The sequence below is a fragment of the Micromonospora sp. NPDC048843 genome (assembly GCF_040649965.1).
Classification (GTDB): domain Bacteria; phylum Actinomycetota; class Actinomycetes; order Mycobacteriales; family Micromonosporaceae; genus Micromonospora; species Micromonospora hortensis.
This window is the reverse complement of record NZ_JBEZGJ010000033.1, coordinates 1-20102: the sequence shown is the minus strand read 5'-3', so window position 1 is coordinate 20102 and position 20102 is coordinate 1. Positions and strand designations below refer to the sequence as shown.

Annotated in this window: 18 protein-coding genes; 9 read left to right on the top strand and 9 right to left on the bottom strand. The window is 69.2% G+C overall.

All coding sequences use genetic code 11. The annotated features are described in order from the left end of the window. Positions 1-78 precede the first annotated feature (78 nt). The 4 genes from AB0C20_RS11115 (at position 79) to AB0C20_RS11100 (ending at position 7004) form a co-directional block, all read left to right on the top strand. Positions 79-2595, top strand: a complete 2517-nt coding sequence (locus AB0C20_RS11115) for a glycoside hydrolase 43 family protein (RefSeq protein WP_357567842.1) — start codon at positions 79-81, stop codon at positions 2593-2595. 204 nt (positions 2596-2799) lie between these two features. Beyond that, positions 2800-5217: a family 43 glycosylhydrolase gene (locus AB0C20_RS11110; protein ID WP_357567841.1), complete on the top strand. Its 2418-nt coding sequence runs from the start codon at positions 2800-2802 to the stop codon at positions 5215-5217. Between the two features lie 27 nt (positions 5218-5244). Beyond that, positions 5245-5877, top strand: a complete 633-nt coding sequence (locus AB0C20_RS11105; RefSeq protein WP_357567840.1) for a hypothetical protein — start codon at positions 5245-5247, stop codon at positions 5875-5877. A 59-nt stretch (positions 5878-5936) separates the two neighbouring features. Next, a complete protein-coding gene (locus tag AB0C20_RS11100; protein WP_357567839.1) occupies positions 5937-7004 on the top strand; it encodes a hypothetical protein in 1068 nt (355 codons plus the stop codon). Between the two features lie 61 nt (positions 7005-7065). Here AB0C20_RS11100 and AB0C20_RS11095 read toward each other — a convergent pair whose 3' ends face one another. Next, positions 7066-8379, bottom strand: a complete 1314-nt coding sequence (locus AB0C20_RS11095) for a hypothetical protein (RefSeq protein ID WP_357567838.1) — start codon at positions 8377-8379, stop codon at positions 7066-7068. Positions 8380-8793: 414 nt separating this feature from the next. On the opposite strand from AB0C20_RS11095, the gene AB0C20_RS11090 reads away from it, so the two are divergent. Continuing rightward, complete coding sequence (locus AB0C20_RS11090) at positions 8794-10353, top strand: pectate lyase (protein WP_357567837.1); 1560 nt, start codon at positions 8794-8796, stop codon at positions 10351-10353. Between the two features lie 52 nt (positions 10354-10405). Here AB0C20_RS11090 and AB0C20_RS11085 read toward each other — a convergent pair whose 3' ends face one another. From AB0C20_RS11085 to AB0C20_RS11065, 5 genes are all read right to left on the bottom strand, one after another. Continuing rightward, complete coding sequence (locus tag AB0C20_RS11085; protein ID WP_357181864.1) at positions 10406-11716, bottom strand: radical SAM protein; 1311 nt, start codon at positions 11714-11716, stop codon at positions 10406-10408. Positions 11717-11777: 61 nt separating this feature from the next. Next, positions 11778-12182: a superoxide dismutase, Ni gene (sodN, locus tag AB0C20_RS11080; RefSeq protein WP_357182395.1), complete on the bottom strand. Its 405-nt coding sequence runs from the start codon at positions 12180-12182 to the stop codon at positions 11778-11780. Between the two features lie 111 nt (positions 12183-12293). Next, positions 12294-13094 (bottom strand): inositol monophosphatase family protein, encoded by an 801-nt coding sequence (locus tag AB0C20_RS11075; protein WP_357181867.1) that lies wholly within the window; start codon positions 13092-13094, stop codon positions 12294-12296. Between the two features lie 70 nt (positions 13095-13164). Continuing rightward, complete coding sequence (locus AB0C20_RS11070) at positions 13165-13680, bottom strand: hypothetical protein (protein WP_357567836.1); 516 nt, start codon at positions 13678-13680, stop codon at positions 13165-13167. A 120-nt stretch (positions 13681-13800) separates the two neighbouring features. After that, positions 13801-14247: a hypothetical protein gene (locus AB0C20_RS11065; RefSeq protein ID WP_357181873.1), complete on the bottom strand. Its 447-nt coding sequence runs from the start codon at positions 14245-14247 to the stop codon at positions 13801-13803. A 208-nt stretch (positions 14248-14455) separates the two neighbouring features. On the opposite strand from AB0C20_RS11065, the gene AB0C20_RS11060 reads away from it, so the two are divergent. The 3 genes from AB0C20_RS11060 (at position 14456) to AB0C20_RS11050 (ending at position 16570) form a co-directional block, all read left to right on the top strand. Further along, entirely contained in the window at positions 14456-15217 is a 762-nt protein-coding gene (locus tag AB0C20_RS11060; RefSeq protein WP_357181876.1) for a GNAT family N-acetyltransferase, read from the top strand. A 44-nt stretch (positions 15218-15261) separates the two neighbouring features. Next, entirely contained in the window at positions 15262-15984 is a 723-nt protein-coding gene (locus AB0C20_RS11055) for a tetratricopeptide repeat protein (RefSeq protein ID WP_357181879.1), read from the top strand. A gap of 118 nt (positions 15985-16102) precedes the next feature. Then, entirely contained in the window at positions 16103-16570 is a 468-nt protein-coding gene (locus tag AB0C20_RS11050; protein ID WP_357181882.1) for a hypothetical protein, read from the top strand. 94 nt (positions 16571-16664) lie between these two features. On the opposite strand, the gene AB0C20_RS11045 is transcribed toward AB0C20_RS11050, so the two are convergent. The 3 genes from AB0C20_RS11045 to AB0C20_RS11035 are packed head-to-tail and all read right to left on the bottom strand — an operon-like array spanning position 16665 to position 19464. Further along, complete coding sequence (locus AB0C20_RS11045; protein ID WP_357567835.1) at positions 16665-17366, bottom strand: NAD(P)-binding domain-containing protein; 702 nt, start codon at positions 17364-17366, stop codon at positions 16665-16667. A 27-nt stretch (positions 17367-17393) separates the two neighbouring features. Next, the gene (locus AB0C20_RS11040) at positions 17394-18422 is read right to left on the bottom strand and encodes an LLM class flavin-dependent oxidoreductase (protein ID WP_238686411.1); all 1029 of its coding nucleotides are present in this window, start codon (positions 18420-18422) and stop codon (positions 17394-17396) included. After that, on the bottom strand, positions 18415-19464 hold the full coding sequence (locus AB0C20_RS11035; protein ID WP_357567834.1) for an LLM class flavin-dependent oxidoreductase: 1050 nt from the start codon (positions 19462-19464) through the stop codon (positions 18415-18417). The genes AB0C20_RS11040 and AB0C20_RS11035 overlap by 8 nt, the downstream gene beginning before the upstream one ends. Positions 19465-19573: 109 nt before the next feature. Here AB0C20_RS11035 and AB0C20_RS11030 point away from each other — a divergent pair, with 109 nt between their 5' ends. Continuing rightward, the gene (locus AB0C20_RS11030) at positions 19574-20065 is read left to right on the top strand and encodes a MarR family transcriptional regulator (protein WP_357567833.1); all 492 of its coding nucleotides are present in this window, start codon (positions 19574-19576) and stop codon (positions 20063-20065) included. The last annotated feature ends 37 nt before the right edge of the window (positions 20066-20102 follow it).

Genomic DNA, 20102 nt, shown 5'->3' with positions numbered 1-20102 from the left:
GTTTCATCGATAGTCTTGACAGGGGTTGTTAGCGATAACACGATGGCCTTCACGCCGCTCTCGCGTTTGGAGCTCGCCATGGTCGTGTCGGTCCGCTCGCGTGTCCTGAACATCGCCCGCGCATCCGCTGTGAACAGCCTGAACGCCGCCGCTCGCCACGCCACCACCACGATGACCCGAGTGACGTCCACGGTGCTCTCGTATCGTCTCCGTTCACTGTGCGCGCTCGCATCCGTGGCCGTCCTCGTCGGCGCGGGCCTGGTGGCCACCCCCGCCGGAGCGCACGCCGCCGACGGATGGTCGCCCCGATCGTCGTACACCTCGACCGACACCGGTGCCGGCACCTACTCGGTGCCGCTGCTCAACGCCGACGTGCCGGACATCAGCGTCGAGCGGGTGCCAGCCGCCGAGAACGACGAGGGCCGCGACCTCTACTACATGATCAGCACGACAATGCACCTGAGCCCCGGTGCGCCGATCATGAAGTCGTACGACCTCGTCAACTGGGAGATCGTCAACTACGTCTTCGACCGGGCGAGCATCGGCGACTCCTTCTCACTGCGCAACGGCCAGAACTCGTACGGCCAGGGCCAGTGGGCGTCGTCGCTGCGCTACCACGACGGCACGTTCTACGCCGTCTTCAACACCAACAACCTCAGCGGGGCGTACCTCTACCGCACCGACGACATCGAGAACGGCCCGTGGCAGCGCACCGCCCTCGGCCGTGGTCTGCACGACCCGTCGCTCTTCTTCGACGTCGACGGCACGCCGTACATCTTCTACGGCTCCGGCGGCACCAGCGCCGTACGCCTCAACGCCGACCTGACCGCCATCGCGCAGGACTACCCGAACATCTTCACCGCCAACAACTACGCCGGGCAGCCGTTCATCGGCGGCCTGTTCGAGGGCGCGCAGGTGTACCACATCGACGGCTGGTACTACGCCGTCATCATCACGTGGCCGTCCGGTCAGGGGCGTCAGGTGGTCATGTTCCGGTCGAAGGACCTGCTCGGGCGCTACACCTCGGCCGGCGGGGTGAACACCTACGAGGCGCGCGGAGTGCTCAACTCCAACGGCTTCGCGCAGGGCAGCCTGGTGCCGATCAGCCGCGCTGGCGGTGGGACCGACTGGCACGGCATGTTCTTCCGGGACACGTTCCCGATCGGCCGGATCCCGGCGCTCATCCCCGCCACCTGGCAGAACGGGTGGCCGACCTTCGGCACCAACGGGGTCGTGCCGGTCAACGGCCTGTTCGACAAGCCGATCCGGCTCAGCCCGGCCGAGGAGCTGTTCGAGCGGCAGAAGAGCATCGTCGCCTCGGACGACTTCGCCAACGACGCGCCGCACAAGGCGTACCAGGACGAGCAGTGGACCGTCCCCGCGCCGCTCGACCCGGCGGAGATCGCTCCCAACGGCTCACGGCTGGACCTGGCGTGGGAGTGGAACCACGCCCCGGACAACCGATACTGGTCACTCACCGACCGCGACGGCTGGCTGCGGTTGACGGCCGGCAAGGTGGTCACCGGCCAGTACGTCTACACGAAGCTGTCCAACCGGGCCGAGCTGGCGTGGTTCGAGGAGGCACGCAACACGCTCTCGCAGCGGACGTTCGGGCCACGACAGTCGGTCCAGACCCGGATGGACGTCTCCGGGATGAAGAACGGCGACGTCGCGGGCCTGGCGGCCTACAACCGCGGATTCTCGTACGTGGCGGTCAAGCGCGTCGGTGACGTCAACACCCTCGGCGTCGTGAACCGGTCGCAGCCGTTCGCCGTCGACCTGGACCAGTCCACGCTGGAGAACTTCATCGCCGGCACGACGGTGTCGCTGGGCGATGCGACCGAGGTGCACGTGAAGGCGGACCTCGACTTCTCCTCGCCGGTGGGCCAACTGTGGACGACGTTCTACTACAGCCTGGACGGGGTCCAGTGGACCCGGCTGGGCAACCGCGTGGGCCCGCAGGCGCTCGACGGCAGCCTCGCCCACTTCATGGGCCACCGGGTGGGCCTGTTCAACTACGCGACCCAGGAGACCGGCGGCCACGTCGACTTCGACGACTACCTGCTCAGCGACGTGCTGACCGCGCAGGCCCGGCCGCTGGACACCACAGCCCTCGACGCGGCCATCGCCCACGCGCAGACACTCGACGCGCGCCACTACCCGGCCGACGCCTGGGCCGCGACGCAGTCCGCGCTGGCGGCGGCGACGTCGGCACGGGCCGGCCAGTTCGGCACCCAGAACCAGATCGACGCACCGGAGCGGGCACTCAGCTATCAACTGGCCCGACTCGGAGTGCTGGCGGCCCTGCCCGTGACGGCCACCGCCCAGGTGCGCTGCCTGAGCGGCAAGACGTACCTGGCGGTGCAGGCGCGCAACGACTCGACCGAGCCGGTCGAGATCACCCTGGAGACCCCGTACGGAAACCGGTCGTTCGCGGCCGTCGCGCCGGGAGCGAATGTCTACCAGTCGTTCAACACGCGTGCGGCGTCGGTGGCGGCCGGCTCGGCGACGGTCCGGGTCAGCGGCACCGTCGCCGCCCGGGACGTGACCACCGTCCACTCCGTGCAGCACCCCGCCAACGCCTGCGGCGGATAACTCCACCACGAGCCCTCGGCCCACCGACCAGCACCACCGGCGACCGGCCGGGCGGCGCGGCACAGCGGACCTGTCCCGCGCCGCCGGCCACTGTCGGACCGGTGGCGGCAGTCGACCCCTGATGTCCGGACCACCCACGGAAAGCGCACCCACCGATCCCCCGTACACCGATGACCGCACGTCAGAGATGAAGGAGGATGTCTCGTGGAACAACGAATGCGACGGGCGACCCGAGGACGGGTCGCAGCGCTCGCGACGGTCGGCCTGATGCTGGCCACGGGGTTCGTCGCCCCGGCGTCGCCGGTCCAGGCCGCCGACACGAACCTCGTCGTCAACGGCGGGTTCGAGGACGGCCTGGCCAGCTGGTTCGTGAACAACGGAAACGCCACCGACGGCGCCCAGTTGTCGGCCACGTCGGACGCTTACGCCGGCGCGAACGCCGCGCTGGTCACCAGCCGGACGACCACCGGCTCCGGCCCGATGCAGGACCTCAGCGGCAAGGTGCAGGCCGGTCAGGCCTACACCCTGACGGCCCGCATCAAGTACGAGAATGAGAGCGGACCGGCCACGAAGCAGTTCTTCGCCACCATGCACTACGGCGGTGGCACCTACACCAACCTGGTCAGCGTGACGGCGACGAAGGGCCAGTGGACGCAGTTCAACGGCACTTTCACGATCCCGACGACGCAGAGCGTGTCGACGGCGCGCCTGTTCTTCGAGACCCCCTGGACGAGCACGCCGTCCACCGACCCGGCCCTGCACCTGATGGACTTCAAGCTCGACGACGTCTCAGTGGTCGGCGCCGCGCCGCCCGCGCCCGCGTCGAAGACCATCGAGGTCGTCGGCAAGCTGCCCGGGGAACACAACCCGTTGATCGGGCACAAGTTCGGCGCTGACGGTTTCGGCCTCGTGCACGACGGCCGGGTCTACATGTACATGACCAACGACACCCAGGGCTACGCCCCGAACCCGACCACCGGCGTCTCGCCGGGGATCAACTACGGCGACATCAACCAGATCACGGTGATCTCCTCGGAGGACCTCGTGAACTGGACGGACCACGGTGAGATCCAGGTCGCCGGCCCGAACGGGGTGGCACCGTTCACCGCCAACTCGTGGGCTCCGGGCATCACCAAGAAGGTGGTGAACGGGGTGGAGAAGTTCTTCCTCTACTACGCCAACGGCGGTGGCTCCAGCAACGTGATCACGGGTGCGTCGCCGCTCGGCCCGTGGACCAGCGAGCGCACCAGCACGCTGATCGACGGTCGTACCCCCGGCGCCGAGGCCGTCGCGTGGAAGTTCGATCCGGCCCCGTTCGTCGACGACGGCCAGCCGTACCTCTACTTCGGTGGCGGCCCCGCGTCGACGAGCATGCCGCCGGCCGAGCGCTTCAACAACCCGAAGAACATCCGGTCGATCGAGCTCGGCGACGACATGGTGTCGACCGAGGGAACGGCCGCTGTGGTCGACGCCCCGGTCGCCTTCGAGGCGGGCCACGTCTTCAAGCGCCAGGGCAAGTACTACTTCTCGTACTCGTCGCACTTCGGCGGGAACGACTTCGGTGGCAGCCAGCAGCCGCTCCCCGGTTACCCCGGGGGTGGCCAGATCGGCTACATGATCTCCGACGGGCCGATGTCGTGGCCGAAGGAGACCTACGCCGGTGTGCTCTTCCCGAACCAGTCGCAGTTCTTCGGGGCCGGCACCGGTGGCAACAACCACCAGTCGGTGTTCGAGTTCGGCGGCAAGTACTACTTCACGTACCACGCCCCGACTCTGAACAAGCGCATCAACGGCAACACCACCCAGGGGTACCGCAGCCCGCACATCCAGGAACTGACCTTCAACCCGGACGGCACCATCCAGCAGGTCGTCGGCACCTACGCCGGTGTGGACCAGGTCCGCGACTTCGACCCGTACCGCGTCTTCGAGGCCGAGACCTTCGGCTGGAGCAAGGGCGTCGCGACCACGAAGGTCGACGGCAGCTCCGCCCAGTTCGGTGCCGCGGCACCCAACCTCGTGGTCCGCGACATCGACAACGGCGACTGGACGGCGCTGTCCTCGGTGAACTTCGGGGACAACGGCGCGCAGAGCCTGACGGCGCGGGTGCGTGCGCTCGCCGCCGGCGGGCAGATCCAGGTCCGGCTGGACGACGTCAACGGTCCCGTCGTCGGTACGGCCACTGTGGACAGTGCCGTCGGCCAATGGGCCGAGGTGACCGCCGAGCTCGACGGTGTCAGCGGCGTGCACGACGTCTACTTCACCTACACCGGCCCGACCGGCGTCGACCTCTTCGAGATCGACAACTGGGCCTTCGCGGCGGCCAGCCTCGACCTGCCGGTCACGCTCACCGCGTCCGCGCGGTGCGTGGGCGGCAACGCGTACGTGGCGGTGCAGGCGCGCAACGACCACGACGCGCCCGTGGGCATCACCCTCGAGACGCCGTACGGCGAGCGGTCGTTCACTGCCGTCGCGCCGGGCGCGAACGCCTACCAGTCCTTCAATACCCGTGCCGTGTCGGTGTCGGCGGGTTCGGCGACGGTCCGGGTGACCGGGGCGATCGGTGGACACGACGTGACGACAGTCCGCACCGTGCAACACCCCGCCGGCACCTGCGGCGGATAACCCCTGATGGCGGAGAACGGAGATCACATGAACACATACAAACGGCGGCAGACACTCGCGGCTGGCGTCGTCGGCGCCGTGCTGACCGGGGCGGCGGTGCTGCCGTCGCCCGCACTGGCCGACCCCGGCGACGACGCCAGCGTGCGGGTCACCGTCGACATCGACGAGATCAGGGAACCGGGCGTGCTCGCCCTGTCGATCGCCGGCGACGCCGTCGCGCTGTCCGAGGACGGCTCGACCCTGCTGGTTCGCCAGTTCGTCGGCACGCTGCCGACGGTGACGGTCACCGACACCCGCGTCGCCGACGAGGTACCCGACGGCGCCAACTGGGCGGTGCTCGGCAGCGCCACCGACTTCGCCGGCGGGGCCGGCCAGGCGCCGATCACCGCCGACCACCTCGGCTGGAAGCCGCGCCTGCTCGACGGCGGGGAGACCGGCCTGGTCACCGAGGGTGAGGAGGTGGTGACCAGCCTGGACGAGCCGACCCAGCCGGGCAACAATGTCGGCCTCGTCGACCAGGAGCTGTTGGTCTCGGCCTTCGACTCCGAGGCCGTCGCCAGCGACTCGTACTCGGTCAACGCCGACCTCTACCTGCGGACCCCCGCGGAGGTCGCCGCCGGCGAGTACAGCTCCACGCTCACGCTCTCACTGTTCGAGTAGTGGCCTGGGCGGGGGCCCGGACCGGGCCCCCGCCCAGCCCCGTGCCGAAGGGCCGTTTCATGACCGTCACCCCGCTGCGCCGGGCGCTCGTGGTCCTCGCCGTCGCGTTCCTCGCGGTTGCGGCCGCGCCGAGCGCGGCGGCGGCGGAGCCGGACCCGAAGGCCCTGACCTGGACGGTCCAACCGGCCACCGCGACCGGGCCGGACCAACGCCGATGGATCAACGCCAGCCTCGACCCGGGGCAGGCGGTGACCGAACACCTGGCGGTACGGAACTTCAGCCGCACCGCCGTCGCCTTCTCCCTGAAGGCCGCCGACGGCTATCTCACCGACAAGGGCCGCTTCAACATGCTGTCGTCCGACCGTCCCTCGGTCGACGGCGGCACCTGGATCGACGTGCAGGAGAAGGTCACCGTCGGTCCCAACGAGACACGGGTGGTGCCGTTCACGATCACGGTGCCCGAGGGCGCCACACCGGGCGACCACCCGGCCGGCATCGCCGCGACAGTCACCAGCACCGGCGGCACTGTCAACGTCGAGAGCCGCGTCGGTTTCCGGGTGATGCTGCGGGTGAACGGCTCCGCGCAGGCGGCTTTGGCCATCCGGGGCCTCGGCGCGACGTACTCCCCGTCGTGGAACCCCTTCGCCGGTGGCACGGTGCGGGTCCGCTACACAGTCGAGAACGACGGCAACGTCTGGGTCAGCGGAACGAGTCGGGTGGCGATGTCCGACCTCCTGGGCCGGAGCAGCCACGACGCCACCAGCGGCGTGGAGGAGTTGCTGCCCGGCGGTGCTCGGACGGTGGAGACCCGGGCCGACGGCGTCTGGGCCCTGGGGCGCCTCCGTACGACAGTCAGCACGTCGCCGACGCTGCTCGGTGACGGCCAGGCCGGGGCCGCACTCCGACCGGCCTCCGCCACCGTCACCACCTGGGTCGTGCCGTGGGCGCAGCTCGCACTGTTGGGTCTGCTCGCCGGCCTGCTCCTGGGGCTGCGGGCGGCGGCCCGGCACCGGCGTCGTCGGCTGGCCGGGCTGCTGGCCCGCGCGAGGCAGGAGGGCCGGCAGTCCGTGCTCGTCGGGAGCGCGCCCGCTGCTGCCGAGTCCGACGCGGGCGACGCCCGCCGATAGCCCGTCGGCGCGAGGAAATCGCGCTGCCGGATCGCGGCGAGGCGTCGCCCGGTCCGCGGCCTCAGGGCTTGGACCGGCCCAGCAGCCAGCGCAGGATGCTGGCGTCCTCGTAGGTCGGCCCGAACGCCGCGTGGTAGTCCGGCAACGAGAACGCGGCGTCGGCGTACTCGGTGTAGCGCACCAGGTCGGCTGCCTGCTCCGGCGTCTTGCCCCGGGCGGCGTACGCCTGCCGCAGCACCGCTGTGGAGTTGCGCGCGCCCGAGACGTTGAGCAGGTGGTCGTGCTCGCCGTGCGTGATCCACACCGGCACCTCGGCCGCCGCGATGGCGGTCGCCTGGGTGGCGTTGACCGGGAAACCGCCGGTCACCAACCCGCCGGCGAACAGGTCGGGACGCTTGGCGAACGCCTCCCAGAGCAGCTGCGAGCCGTACGACACGGTGGTCGCGTACACCCGACGGGTGTCCACCGCGAACTGGCCGGCGAACTGGTCGAGCAGCTTGACCAGCAGGTCCGCCTCGGCGACCCCACCGACCCGCTGGTGCTGGGGCGCCAGGACGATGACGTCCTCGGCGGTGCCGGTCCACAGCGGTTGGAGCCACGCGGTCGCCGGGATGTCGGCGGCGAGTTGGACGCCGAGGTTGTCACCGTCCCAGCCCATGCCGTGACCGGGCAGGACGACCATCAGTGGGTACGTGCGGCCCGGCTGGTAGTTCTTCGGCAGGTGGTAGTGGTACGGCAGCACCATTCCGCCACTCAGGAACGAGCCGTAGGTGAACTCGTCGACCAGTTGGTTGACCGGCTTCTCCGTGACGGGACGGGAGTCGCGCGGGGTGGCCCGGGCGAGCACCGGCCCCTTGCCGGCCCCGCGGCCGGGCTGGCCGTGCACGTCCTTGCGTTGCACGACCCGGGTCGGCAGCTCGGGGTTGACCTTCACCGTGCAGAGGAAGGTCGGGCACTTCGAGACGATGACCGTCGAGCCGCCGGTGTCGGCGGGGTCGAGTTCGACGATGACGTACCGGCCCGGCGCCGACCGGTGGTCGGCACGGGTGCCCGGTGTTCCGTTGGTGTACGTGTGGGTGACGGTCCGGTCGGCGAGCTTCGGCAGGTCCTCGATGGGGTTGAAGCGGAAGTTGTAGATGGTGTCGGTCACCGAGAACGTGGCGGTGTCGAGGGTGCGCGGGTTGACAGTGGCCCCGTACTCGATCGCCACCGCCGAGACCTTCTGGCCGTAGGTGTAGACCGTGGTGATCGGGGTGATGCTGCGGATTCCGTCGGTGGCGCCCCGGCTGTCGCTCGCGCTGCCGTACGCCGTGCCGGAGGCGCCGGCCAAGACGAGGGTGGCGGCGAGCGGGATCAGTCCTCTTCGCAGTCTCATGCGTGTCCTTTCTCGGGGGTGGAGCTCTCAGCCAGCGATCCCGCCCGGGGACCGGGAGTGGGACGGGTCGGAGCGAGCCGGTCGCTAAACTGATTTAGCAGAGCATCGATGGCGGGCCTGGCGGTGTCAATACCGAGCACTGCAACAAACCTGCAAGCGTCAGCTATTGCCTTCAGGGAAACCGCTTTCCTACGATTGCGTTACATCGATGTTCCATTTGATGGTCGGGCGAGCGATGGCACCGGGCGCACTCCGCTCGCACGACACAACCCTGCTTCCACCAGGGCACGAGAGACTCGATGAACTCTTCGCGATTGACTGTCGCCAATTTCTGAATGACGTCCGTCGGTAGGTGTGGTCGCGATGTCCGTCGGGGCGAAGCCTGGAACGAGACGAATGCGAAGGTGAGGCGACATGAGACGACCAGTCGTGCTGCGACGTCAGGCGGTGTTGGCCGCGGCGGCTGCGGCGGCGATGGTGATCGCGGTCGGGGTGGTCCTACCGACCCCGCAGGCATCGGCGGCGGTCGGCAGCGCCACCGGCTACGCCACCCAGAACGGCGGGACCACCGGCGGTGCGGGCGGGCAGACGGTACGGGCCTCCACGGGCACTGCGATCCACGCCGCGCTGTGCGGTCGGACCAGCAGCAGCACTCCGATCACCATCGAGGTGACCGGGACCATCAATCACGGCAACACCAGCAAGGTGTCCGGGTCGAGCTGCAACACCGCCGCGGGCGTGATCGAACTCAAGCAGATCAGCAACGTCACCATCATCGGGGTCGGTAGCGCCGTCTTCGACCAGCTCGGCATCCACATCCGCGACTCCAGCAACATCATCATCCAGAACGTGACCATCCGGAACGTCAAGAAGTCGGGCTCGCCCACCTCCAACGGTGGGGACGCCATCGGCATGGAGAGCACGGTCCGCAACGTCTGGGTCGATCACGTCACATTGGAGGCGTCGGGCGGGGAGTCCGAGGGGTACGACGGCCTCTTCGACATGAAGGACAACACCCAGTACGTGACCCTGTCCTACAGCATCCTGCGCAACTCCGGTCGCGGCGGCCTCGTCGGGTCCAGCGAGAGCGACCTGTCGAACAGCTTCATCACGTACCACCACAACCTCTACGAGAACATCGACTCCCGCACGCCGCTGCTGCGCGGTGGGGTCGCCCACATCTACAACAACCACTACGTGAGCCTGCGCGAGTCCGGAATCAACTCCCGGGCCGGAGCCAGGGCCAAGGTGGAGAACAACTACTTCCGCAACTCCAAGGACGTCCTGGGGACCTTCTACACCAACGAGCGCGGCTACTGGCAGGTCGCCGGCAACGTCTTCGACAACGTGACCTGGTCCAGCGCCGGCAGCGAGAACTACCCCGCCGGCCCCAACCCGACCTCCACCACCACTGTCAGCATCCCGTACTCGTACAGCCTCGACGGGGCGAGCTGCGTGCCGGACATCGTCCGTCAGACGGTCGGCGCCAACACGGGCCTGAAGGTGTCCAACGGCAGTTGCTCGCCGCAGACCCCGCCGCCGACCACGCCCCCGCCCACCACGCCCCCGCCCACCACGCCTCCGCCCACGACGCCCCCGCCCACCGGCGGGACCAACCTCAGCCTCGGCGCCGGCGCCGACGGCTCCAGCAAGGCCAGCGGAACCAGCTACGGCAACGTGCGCGACGGCAACCTGAGCACCTACTGGTCGCCGGCCGGGTCGACCGGCACGATCTCGATCAAGTGGGGCTCCGCGACCCAGGTGTCCCGGGTGGTGATCCGCGAGCCGTCCGGCACTCAGGGCTCCATCGGGTCCTGGCAGCTGATCAACAACGACAACGGAGCCGTCCTGGCATCCGGCAGTGGGGCGGGTTCGATCACCTTCTCGGCCACCGCGATGAGCAAGATCAACTTCAAGATCAACAGCTCCAGCGGTACGCCACGGATCGGCGAGTTCGAGACGTACGCGAGCTAGGTGTTTGCGGGCGGGAGCGGCTCGGCCTGCCGCCCCCGCCCGCGGGCGCCCATCACGAATCCGTGGTCGGCAGGGTGTCCATGAAGGAGCTGACCGAGAAGACCGCTCGCCCCGGCCCGGCGGGGCCGTACCCGGGCGGGGTGGACAGACCGTGGGCGTCCATTGTCGCCCGGTAGGCCTCCAGCAGGCGGACGTGGTATTCGAGCGGCGCGCCCTGCGGGTTCGTCCGGCCCAGCGGTGTGGTGGGCTCCGGGCACCAGGTGGTGAACCGGGGCGTGATACCCCGGGACATGAAGTAGTCGAGCCCCTCGGTGGTGGAGACGATCGCCTCGTCGACGCTGGTGAAGCCGTGCGGGGCGGCCATCTCGACGCCCGCCACGAAGTTCGGGATCACGTTGCGCGGGCCGAACACCTCGGCCGAGTCGAGGATGCGCCGGTGCCACTCCTCCCGACCGACGTACCGCTCCTTGCCCGGGCAGTACAACTCGAACAACCGCTTGTCCCACACCTCGTAGTTGGGGTGGTAGATGCGGATGCCGTAGTCGTGGAACCGCTGCACATCGGCTCGGGGTAGCGCCTGTGCCACGACCTTGCCGATCCACCGTCCCGGAAACCGCTCCTCGATCGCCTGCGCGTACTGGCCGTAGAAGTCGGCCTCGGCCAGCCCGTTGACCTGGGAGGTGATGCTGCCGCCGGTCAGCGTGTACGCCTGCGACGCGCGATCGACGTCGTGCCGGTTGATGATCTCCAGGGCCTCAAGGACCTCGTCGACGGGCTTGACCCCGGTGTAGGGCCGGCCAGCCTGCTTGTGCTGCCGCCAGTTGTGGTTGATGTCGCAGTACTGGCACTCCTCCTTGGCGCCGAAGTACTGGCAGACCCGGAACGCGGTGAGGTAGATGAGATAGCCCCACTGGATCGTCGGGGCGACCTCCATCACCGACTTGCCGTTGCCGAGTGTGTGGCGGTAGTACGCCGGCATGGGGGGCAGCCCGACATCGGCGATCGGCCGTCCGTCCAGGAACAGGCGCAGTCGACCGTCGCTGTCGGTGCCGACGCGGTACGGCGAGCTGGGATTGGTGCGGACCGACACGACGGTACGACGCAGGTCGTACGGGCCCCCGGTGAGCACGATCTCCTCCGGTGGCCGGCGCAGCGCCGCCGTCCCCAACTCCGGCAGCGTCCGATGGTCGAAGGAGAAGATGAAGTACGACTTCGGCTTGACGTCGCCGTGCTCGTTGTCGGTCAGTGCCGCGTCGTCGAAGGCGAGGCCGCCCCGCAGCAGGTCCTCCTTGAGGATCGCCTCCCGCGGCACGTGTGGGAAACGGCCCATCAACTCTTCGACGAGGTCGGTGCGCGACGTCATGCGGTTCCTCCCGAACGCGGTACGCCGAACCGGGTGGCGGGTGCCACCCGGTGCCGGCTGATCAGCTCTGCTTGGTCTCCCAGAAGATCTTCGAGATCTCCTCGATCTTGCCGAGGAGCTGCTCGGCGACAGCCGGGTCCGCGGCGCCCTTCGCGCCGCCGGCACCTGCCAGCTTCGTCGCCTCGTTGAAGAGGCCGTGCAGCTGGGGGTAGTTCTCGAAGTGCGGCTGCTTGAAGTAGTCGGTCCACAACACCCAGAGGTGGTGCTTCACCAGTTCGGCGCGCTGCTCCTTGATGAGCAACGCGCGGGTGCGAAACTCCGGGTCGTCGCTGGCCTGGTACTTCTCGGAGATCGCCTTGACCGACTCGGCCTCGATGCGGGCCTGCGCCGGGTCGTAGACGCCACAGGGGAGGTCGCAGTGCGCGCTCGCGACGGTACGCGGGCGGAGAAGGCGGGACAGGAACATCGGAATCCCTTCGACGGTGGTGCTCGGCTGACGTACGGCCGGGCACTGTCGCCCGGACGTGATCATCTAGGGACGCTAGAACCTCAACCGCACTTCATGTCAAGGCCGGGTCTATCGCGAGCGCTGTTTCCGGATGAGCGTCAGCAGGGCGGCGTGCGTCCGCTCGTCCGCGGCCACGACGAGACCGTCCCCACCGGCGTGCAGCGGCTGGCCGTCGAGCCCGGTGACCACGCAGCCAGCCGCCTGACAGAGCGCGATTCCGGCAGCGAAGTGGACGCTGTTGCGCAGGTCGCGGCGGTCCGTCACATAGGCGGCGCGGCGACCGGCGGCGACCCAGGCCACGGCCAGGCTGGTGGAGACCACCCGGGGCCGGAACTGTTCGAGAAAGCCCTCGTCGGTGAGCATGCGGGCGGCCAGGAAGACGTCCCGGTTGGGGAAGGGAGGGTCGAGGTTCAGGTCGACAAGCGTTGACTCGGCCGACGGGACGAGTCGCTCGTCCGTCCCCGCGCCCCGGACGTACGCGGCGGTGCCGTCGGTCCAGAACACCTCTGCGGCGAACGGGTCCACCGAGGCCGCCACTGTGACGTCCGACCCGACCCGCAGCGCGACGTTGACCGAGGCCAGCATGGTCCGCGCGGCGAAGTTCAACGTTCCGCACAGCGGATCGACCAGCCAGGTGCGCCCGTTGTCGCCGGTACCCGTCCGCCCGCTCTCCTCGGCCACCACGGCGTCGTCCGGACGCGCCGCCCGCAGGACGTCGAGGATGGCCTGCTCGGCCTCGACGTCGGCGGCGGTGGCGAAGTCGCCGGCGGTCTTCATGACGCGCGTCAGTGTTGAGCCGTACCGGGAGCGGACGACCGCGGCTCCAGCTTCCGCCGCCTCGATGGCCAGGGCCTGGTCTGTGATCGACATGCCCGAACCATAGGAGCCGTGGGCAACGTCGATGACAGCCCCCGCGCCCGGCCATGGGTCACCGGGCAGGTCAGTCCGACAGTTCGATGATCGGTGGTTGACTGACGACCGCCGTGATGATCATGGGAGCGTCGCCGTCACACTGGTTGACCGAGACCGCTACCCACCGACCCTCGGTCACCGTCGGCCCCCAGACCGTCAGGTCGCCGTAGCAGTCCAGGTCGCAGAGTGACTGGAACAGTGCCGGCATGGGTTCACCGGCCTGATGCCGAAACAGCGGCACCCGCATGGAGACCGTGCGGTGCGCGCCCCACCTCTGGTCCAACTCCGCCACGACGAGGGCCAGGTTCGCCTCGGCGGCCTCCTCGGCCTGGTTCCATTCGGCACCGTACACACCCGTCAGGGCGTCGCTCTCCCAGAGCGGAACGATCCGAAAGCCCTCGCCTCGGGTGCCCGTCCACTCGCCGGTGGCCGGATCTCCCTCGCTGACCGGTACGCCGCCAGTGGGCAGGTCCGTGGCGAGCACGGACTCGATGTCGGACACCGTCCGACCGGTGTCGAACACCTCACCGGCCCGGGCGGTCATCGGGCGACTCGTCGTACCGCCGGCGGCCCATACCGCATCGTCCGCACCACCTGTCTCCGTCGGCTACGGCCCTCGATCATCGCACCGTGAGCGAGCCGACGAGGGGGGGGCGGGCGTCGGTCAGGAGACCGCCCTCCGCACCAGCTCGGTGATCTTCTTCTCCACGGCCGGGCTCCACTGCCGCAACGCGTACGCCACCGGCCAGAGATCGCCGTCGTCGAGGTTGGCCGGGTCCTGGAAGCCCAGAGTCGAGTACCGGTAGTTGAACTTGCCGGAGTCCTGGAAGAAGACGACGATCTTGCCGTCCTCCTTCGCGTAGGCGGGCATCCCGTACCAGGTCTTCGGCATCAGGCCCGGGGCGGCGGCGGTCACCGTCACGTGCACGCGCTCGGCGAGCGCGCGGTCCTCCGGCTCCATCTGCGCGATCCGGTCGAGGACCGCTTGCAGCCCGTCCGCCTTCTTGGCGCCCTTCTTGCCCTCGGCGCGCAGCTCGTCGGCGCGCTCCTTCATCGCGGCCCGCTCCTCGGGGCTGAAGCCGTCGGACACGGTAGTGGTCTTCGCGGACATTCTCGGGCTCCCTCTCGTCGTCCAGGTCGGCGTGCTGCCGTTCACCTGGGGAAAGGCTAGGCCGGTCGGCCCTGTCGGGCTTCTCGATTCGTGATCGGTTCGGAGCCGGACAGCAGGTGGCGGTCCTCGTACCCGTGATTTGCTGGTCAGCGTGATCGGTGACTAGGTTGTCGACCGAAGCAGAACGACCGGTCTAGGGAGTCCCGTCATGAACATCACCGCCGATCGGATGGCGGCGGCGTACTTCGACGCCTTCGAGACGCTGTGCAGGGCGACTCCGAAGGGCGGGTACGCCGAGCGGGGCACCGCCCGCGCGGGGGTGACGCAGGCCGGCGTCGCGACGCTCAACGCCGCCTACGACAGGTCCACCGAGCCCGACCTCGGGTCGCTCGACGAGATGGCGACCGAGGTCGGCGGGCAGGCCCCGCAGTGGTCGATCATCGTCAGGGGCGAGGCGGACGACCGGGTCGCTGACCTCGCGGCCCGGCACGGCCTCCTCGAACGCGCCGAGCTGCCACTGCTGGCCTGCGCGGCGGACGACCTCACCTTCCGTGCCGGCTCGGCAGAGCGTCCCTCGGTGCGTCAGGTCGGTGCCGCCGAGAACGACCTCTACACCGACGCACTCACCCGGAGCTTCGAGGTTCCCGAGGGTCTCTTCGGCTCGCTGATGGGTGGTGCGGTGCTCGACGCCGAACCCATCACCGGCTACCTGGCCGAGGAGTCGGGCCGGCCCGTCGGCACCGGGCTCGGGATGCGGACCTCCGGGGTGGTCGGCGTGTTCAACATCGCCGTCGTTCCGTCCGCCCGGGGTCGTGGCCTGGGCCGGATGATCACCGAAACGGTTCTGCGGGACGGCATCGCGGCTGGCGCGGACGCCGCCTACCTGCACACCAGCGTGATGGGTCGGCCGCTCTACGAGTCGATGGGCTTCACGCTCGTGGAGACCTGGACCATGTTCCACGCGCGGTGACTGACGATGTCGACCGGGCGGTGTCAGGTATGGGGGAGAGAGTCATGACCTTCAGTGAGAGCGTGCGCTCGGCGTTTCGCCGAGGCGAGACCGACGCCGTGGTGCGGATGAGCGAGGCCGAGATCGAGCGGGCCCAGGCGGCCGGCGATCTGGCGGGCGAGGTGGAGGCCCGGTACAGCCTCGCCCGGGTCGCCATTCGCGGCGGTGACCTGCCGGGCGGAGAGGCACGGGCCCGGGAGGCTCTCGCGGTGGCGCTGCGCTCCGGCGACCGGGCCCTGGAGGAACGGCCGAGGCACGTGCTGGCCGGCGTCGCGAGGATGTCCGGTGACCTGCTCCGCGCTCGGGACCTGTACCGGGAGAGCATCGCGCTCAACGAGGCGCTCGGCCAACCCAAGACTGTCAACTCCGAATATCACAACCTCGCGTTCTGCGAGTTGGGGCTGGGCAACCTGGACGTGGCCCGGACACTGTTCGCCGAGAACCGCGAGCGGGTGTTCCACAACGGCTGGGCGGACTTCGTGCCGTACGTCTGCGTCGCCGGTGCCGCGCTCGCGACTGCCGAGGGGGAACACTCCCGCGCGGCGCGGATGATCGGTGTCGCGGACGCCGCGTTCGCGGCGCTCGGCCAGGTGCCGGACCCGGACGACGCCGCGGACCTCGCCCGGATGCGCGCCGCCGCGACCGAGGCGCTCGGCCCGACCGACTTCGACGAGCAGTACGCCGTGGGCCAGCACCTCGAACCGCGGGCGGCGTTCGGCAACGGCTGAACCGCGGGGAGTGTTGCCCGTCGTTCGACAGCGGTCTTCCAGCGTTCGGAACGAATCCGCACTGTTCCGTACACCCTGATGGCTTGTGGGGCTCGAGTGGCGATGATGGGTTCGCCTCATGTCAGTCAAGAGAGCAACGCGACCAGCTTTCATCGTGGCCCTGGCGGCCCTCTTCGTCCTACTCGCCGGCGCACCGGCGGCGGCTACCATCGCGACGCCGGCCGGCTGGCCGCCCGACGTCGTGGACTGCGTCGACGCACCGGGCCCTTCCTCCAGCTCGTCGTCGCCAGCCCAAGCCTGCTTCCGGGCCTACGGTGACCAGATCTGGGTCTACGACCGCGACACGCCGTACGCGGCCATCGGGGAATGGCAGAACCAGCTCTACTACGGCGGAACCTGGCACAACTACCGCAGTGGCGACTGCCAGAACCTCGAAGGCGAGGGTGCCTGGGGAGTGTGCAACTACGACTTCTACGAGGACGGCACGACCCACCGCTACGAAGATCAAGGCAGTCGGGTGCGGTTCCGGGCCTGTGGCGCCTGGGGCTGCTCCGGATGGTCGCCCTGGTGGCGTAACAACAACTAGCTCCGGGGCACGATGACGATGATCGGGTCGGCGGGCGGGTTCGGAGACTCCCCGCGACCCGATCATCTCTGACCTGAGCGGCCCCAGGTGACGGCTACGACGCCGTGCGGGCAGCGGTGATGGTTCGTCCCCGCTCCGACTCTCCGAAGCGGTCGAGCATGGCGCGTACCTCGTCGGCGCTCACGTTGGCGCCGAACAACTCGCTGCCCGGTTCGAGGCGTACCCCCTCGGCCAGCGGGCTGGCGACGACCGGATCGAAGCCGAGCGCGTCCACCAGGGCCGCGACCTCGGTGAGGTCGGCGTTGTCGTCGCCGGCGACCGCGATGGCCTTGCGGCCTGTCGCCCCCGCCGGCCGGGCCTCGTCCTCCAGGTCGTGATAGCCCATGTGGTTGAACGCCTTCACGACGCGTGAGCCGGACAGGAACGCCTGGACGGTCTCGCTCGACGAGGTACGCGGGTTGGTGAGGTCGTCGCGAATGCCGTCGATCTCCCACCAGTAGTTCATGGCATCGACCACGAGCTTGCCGCGCAACGCCTCGGCGGGAACGCTGCGGTACTTGCCCAGTGGCAGGGCGAGGATGACGACGTCGGCGTCGGCCGCCGCGTCGACAGCCGTCGTGGCCTCGGCACCCGGGGCGAGGACCTCGACGGTCAGGGCGATCTTCGCCGGGTCGCCGGAGCCGGCCACCCGTACCCGGTAGCCGGCGGCGACGGCGAGCCGGGCCAGCACCGTGCCCACCTTGCCGGCCCCGAGGATGCCGAGGGTCGCCGGCTGGCTCCGGTCGTTGTCGTTCATGTCGTCCTCTCGCTGGGAAAGTGCTGATCAGGCCAGCAGTTCGCGGACCATGGGGATCACCTTCGAGCCGTAGAGTTCCACGGCGCGCATCCGGGCGCTGGCCGGTTGCGCTCCGGCCGAGTAGATGAGGTCGAACCGGCCGACGCCGAGGCTGCGGATCGCACGGGCCATCCGGCGGGCCACCGTCTCCGGTGAACCGATGTAGAGGGAGCCGTTCTCCACCTCGGAGTCGAACTCCTGACGGCGGATCGGTGGCCAGCCGCGCAGTTTGCCGATCCGGTCTCGCATGATCCGGTAGTGCGGCCAGTAGATCTCCTTGGCCTGCTCGTCAGTGTCGGCGATGAAGCCCGGCGAGTGCATGCCGACCGGGTGCGCGGTCGTACCGAGCTGGTCGGCGGCCCGCCGGTACAGGTCGATGTACGGCGCGAAGCGCTCGGGGGCGCCGCCGATGATGGCGAGCATGAGCGGCAGCCCGTACTGGGCGGTGCGGACGACCGACTGCGGCGAGCCACCCACACCGACCCAGGTGTCCAGGTGACCCGATTCGGTCTTCGGGAACACGTCGGCGTTCTCCAGCGGGGCACGCAGGGTGCCGCTCCAGGTGACCGGCTTCTCGTCCAGCAACTTGACGAACAGTTCGATCTTCTCCTCGAACAGCGTGTCGTAGTCGCGCAGGTCGTAGCCGAAGAGCGGGAACGACTCGGTGAACGAGCCGCGACCGAGGATGACCTCGGCTCGGCCGTTCGACAGGGCGTCCACTGTGGCGAAGCGCTGGAACACCCGTACCGGGTCGTCGGAACTCAGCACTGTCACGCCGGAGGCCAACCGGATCCGCGAGGTGCGGGTGGCGATTCCGGCCAGCACCGTCTCCGGTGTGGAGACCGAGTACTCCGGTCGGTGGTGCTCTCCCAGGGCGATGACGTCGACCCCGAGTTGGTCGGCGAGCACTGCCTCGTCGACGACCTGCCGGATCGCCGCCGCGTGGGAGACGAGCTTGCCGTTGTCGTCCTCCGGTACGTCGCCGAACGTGTCCAGGCCGAACAGCAGATCAGACATGGTTGGGCTCCTTAGCCAGCAGCTCCCGGACCCGCGGCGCGACCTCACTGCCCAGCAGTTGGATGGTGCGCGCGCGTGCCTCGCGGGGCAGGTGCATGATGTCGTACTTCAGGTCGAAGCGGCTCAGCCGCAGGTCGCGAGCGACAGTGGCGATCTTCTGCGCCACCGTTTCGGGCGAACCGACGAAGAGCGCTCCGTGGTCGATTTCGGCCTCGTAGCGCGCGCGGTCCGGTTTGTAGAAGCCGCGTTCGGCGGCCAGGGCCGCCACGACCGGCTGCCAGTATCGCCACCACGTCTCCACCGCCTCCTCGTCGGTGTCCGCGACAAGGCCGAGTGAGTGCTGCCCGATTGGCTGCAGGGTATGCCCGAATTGTTTGAGCGCCCTGGTGTAGAGGTCGACGTGGCCGGCGAATCGCTGGGGGCGCCCGCCGATGATCGCGAGCATGAGCGGAAGTCCGTGCCGGGCGGCGCGGATGACCGAGTTCGGGCTTCCCCCGACACCGATCCAGGTCGGGATGCCGCCCGGCTGCATCAGTGGGTGCAGCCGCTGCGCCGTCAGTGGGCTTCGTACCGTCCCGGACCAGGTGACCGGTTCGTCCTGCTGAAGCCGCAGGAAGAGGTCCAGCTTCTCCTCGAACAACCGCTCGTAGTCGGCCAGGTCGTAACCGAACAGCGGGAACGACTCGGTAGCCGATGCGCGTCCGAGGACGATCTGGGCGCGGCCGTCGGAGACGGCGTCGAGGGTGGAGAACTCGTGGTAGAGCCGTACCGGGTCGTTGGTGCTGAGCACTGTGACCGAGGTGCCGAGGCGAATTCGCTCGGTCGCCGTCGCTACCGCGGCGAGGAGCACTGGTGTCGCCGAGTCGTTGTGGCCCTCGCGGTAGTGCTCACCGACGCTGAACACGTCGAGTCCGGCCGACTCGGCGAGCCGTGCCTCGTCCACGAGTAGCCGTACGGTCTCGGCGTCGCTCAGAACCCGGTCGCCGTCGGTGGCCACCTCCCCGAACGAGTTGAGCCCCAGCTCGAAGTCTGCAGCTGCCATCGTCTCCTCCTCGGTGCAATCCGCCGGCGACCCGCGGGAGCGGACCTACCGGTTGACGTGTCAATGATGCTAACTTGATGATTGACACGTCAATTCCCGGGAGAGTGAGATGACGGAGGCCACACCAGGCCGGCGGGGCGGACGCCAACTCCCGACCGCCGACGAGCTGCGAATCTGGCGGGACTTCATCGAGACGACGGCAGCGCTCGGCTCCCGGCTCGAGTCCCGACTACAGGGCGACTCCTCGCTCTCGACCGGCGACTACGCAGTGCTCCTCGCCCTCAGCGAGGCGGAGGGCGAGTCGATGCGGTCGTCCGAACTCGCCTCGCACATCGGGTGGGAGCGGAGCAGGCTCTCCCACCATCTCGGGCGGATGGAGCGGCGCGGCCTCATCCGCCGCCAGGAGTGCGCCACGGTTCCCCGCGGGGCGGAGGTGCTGCTCACGGCGGCCGGCACCGAGGCGTTCAGGGGAGCCACCTTTCCCCACCTGCGCGCCATCCGGGAGCTCTTCGTCGACGCCCTCACGCCGAAGCAGATCGTCGCGGCGGGCGAGATCGCCACGGCGCTGCGAGCGCAGCTCGACGTCCTGGGCAAGGACTGATCACCGGGCTTTCCGCTCATCTGGCGAGCTGCCCGAG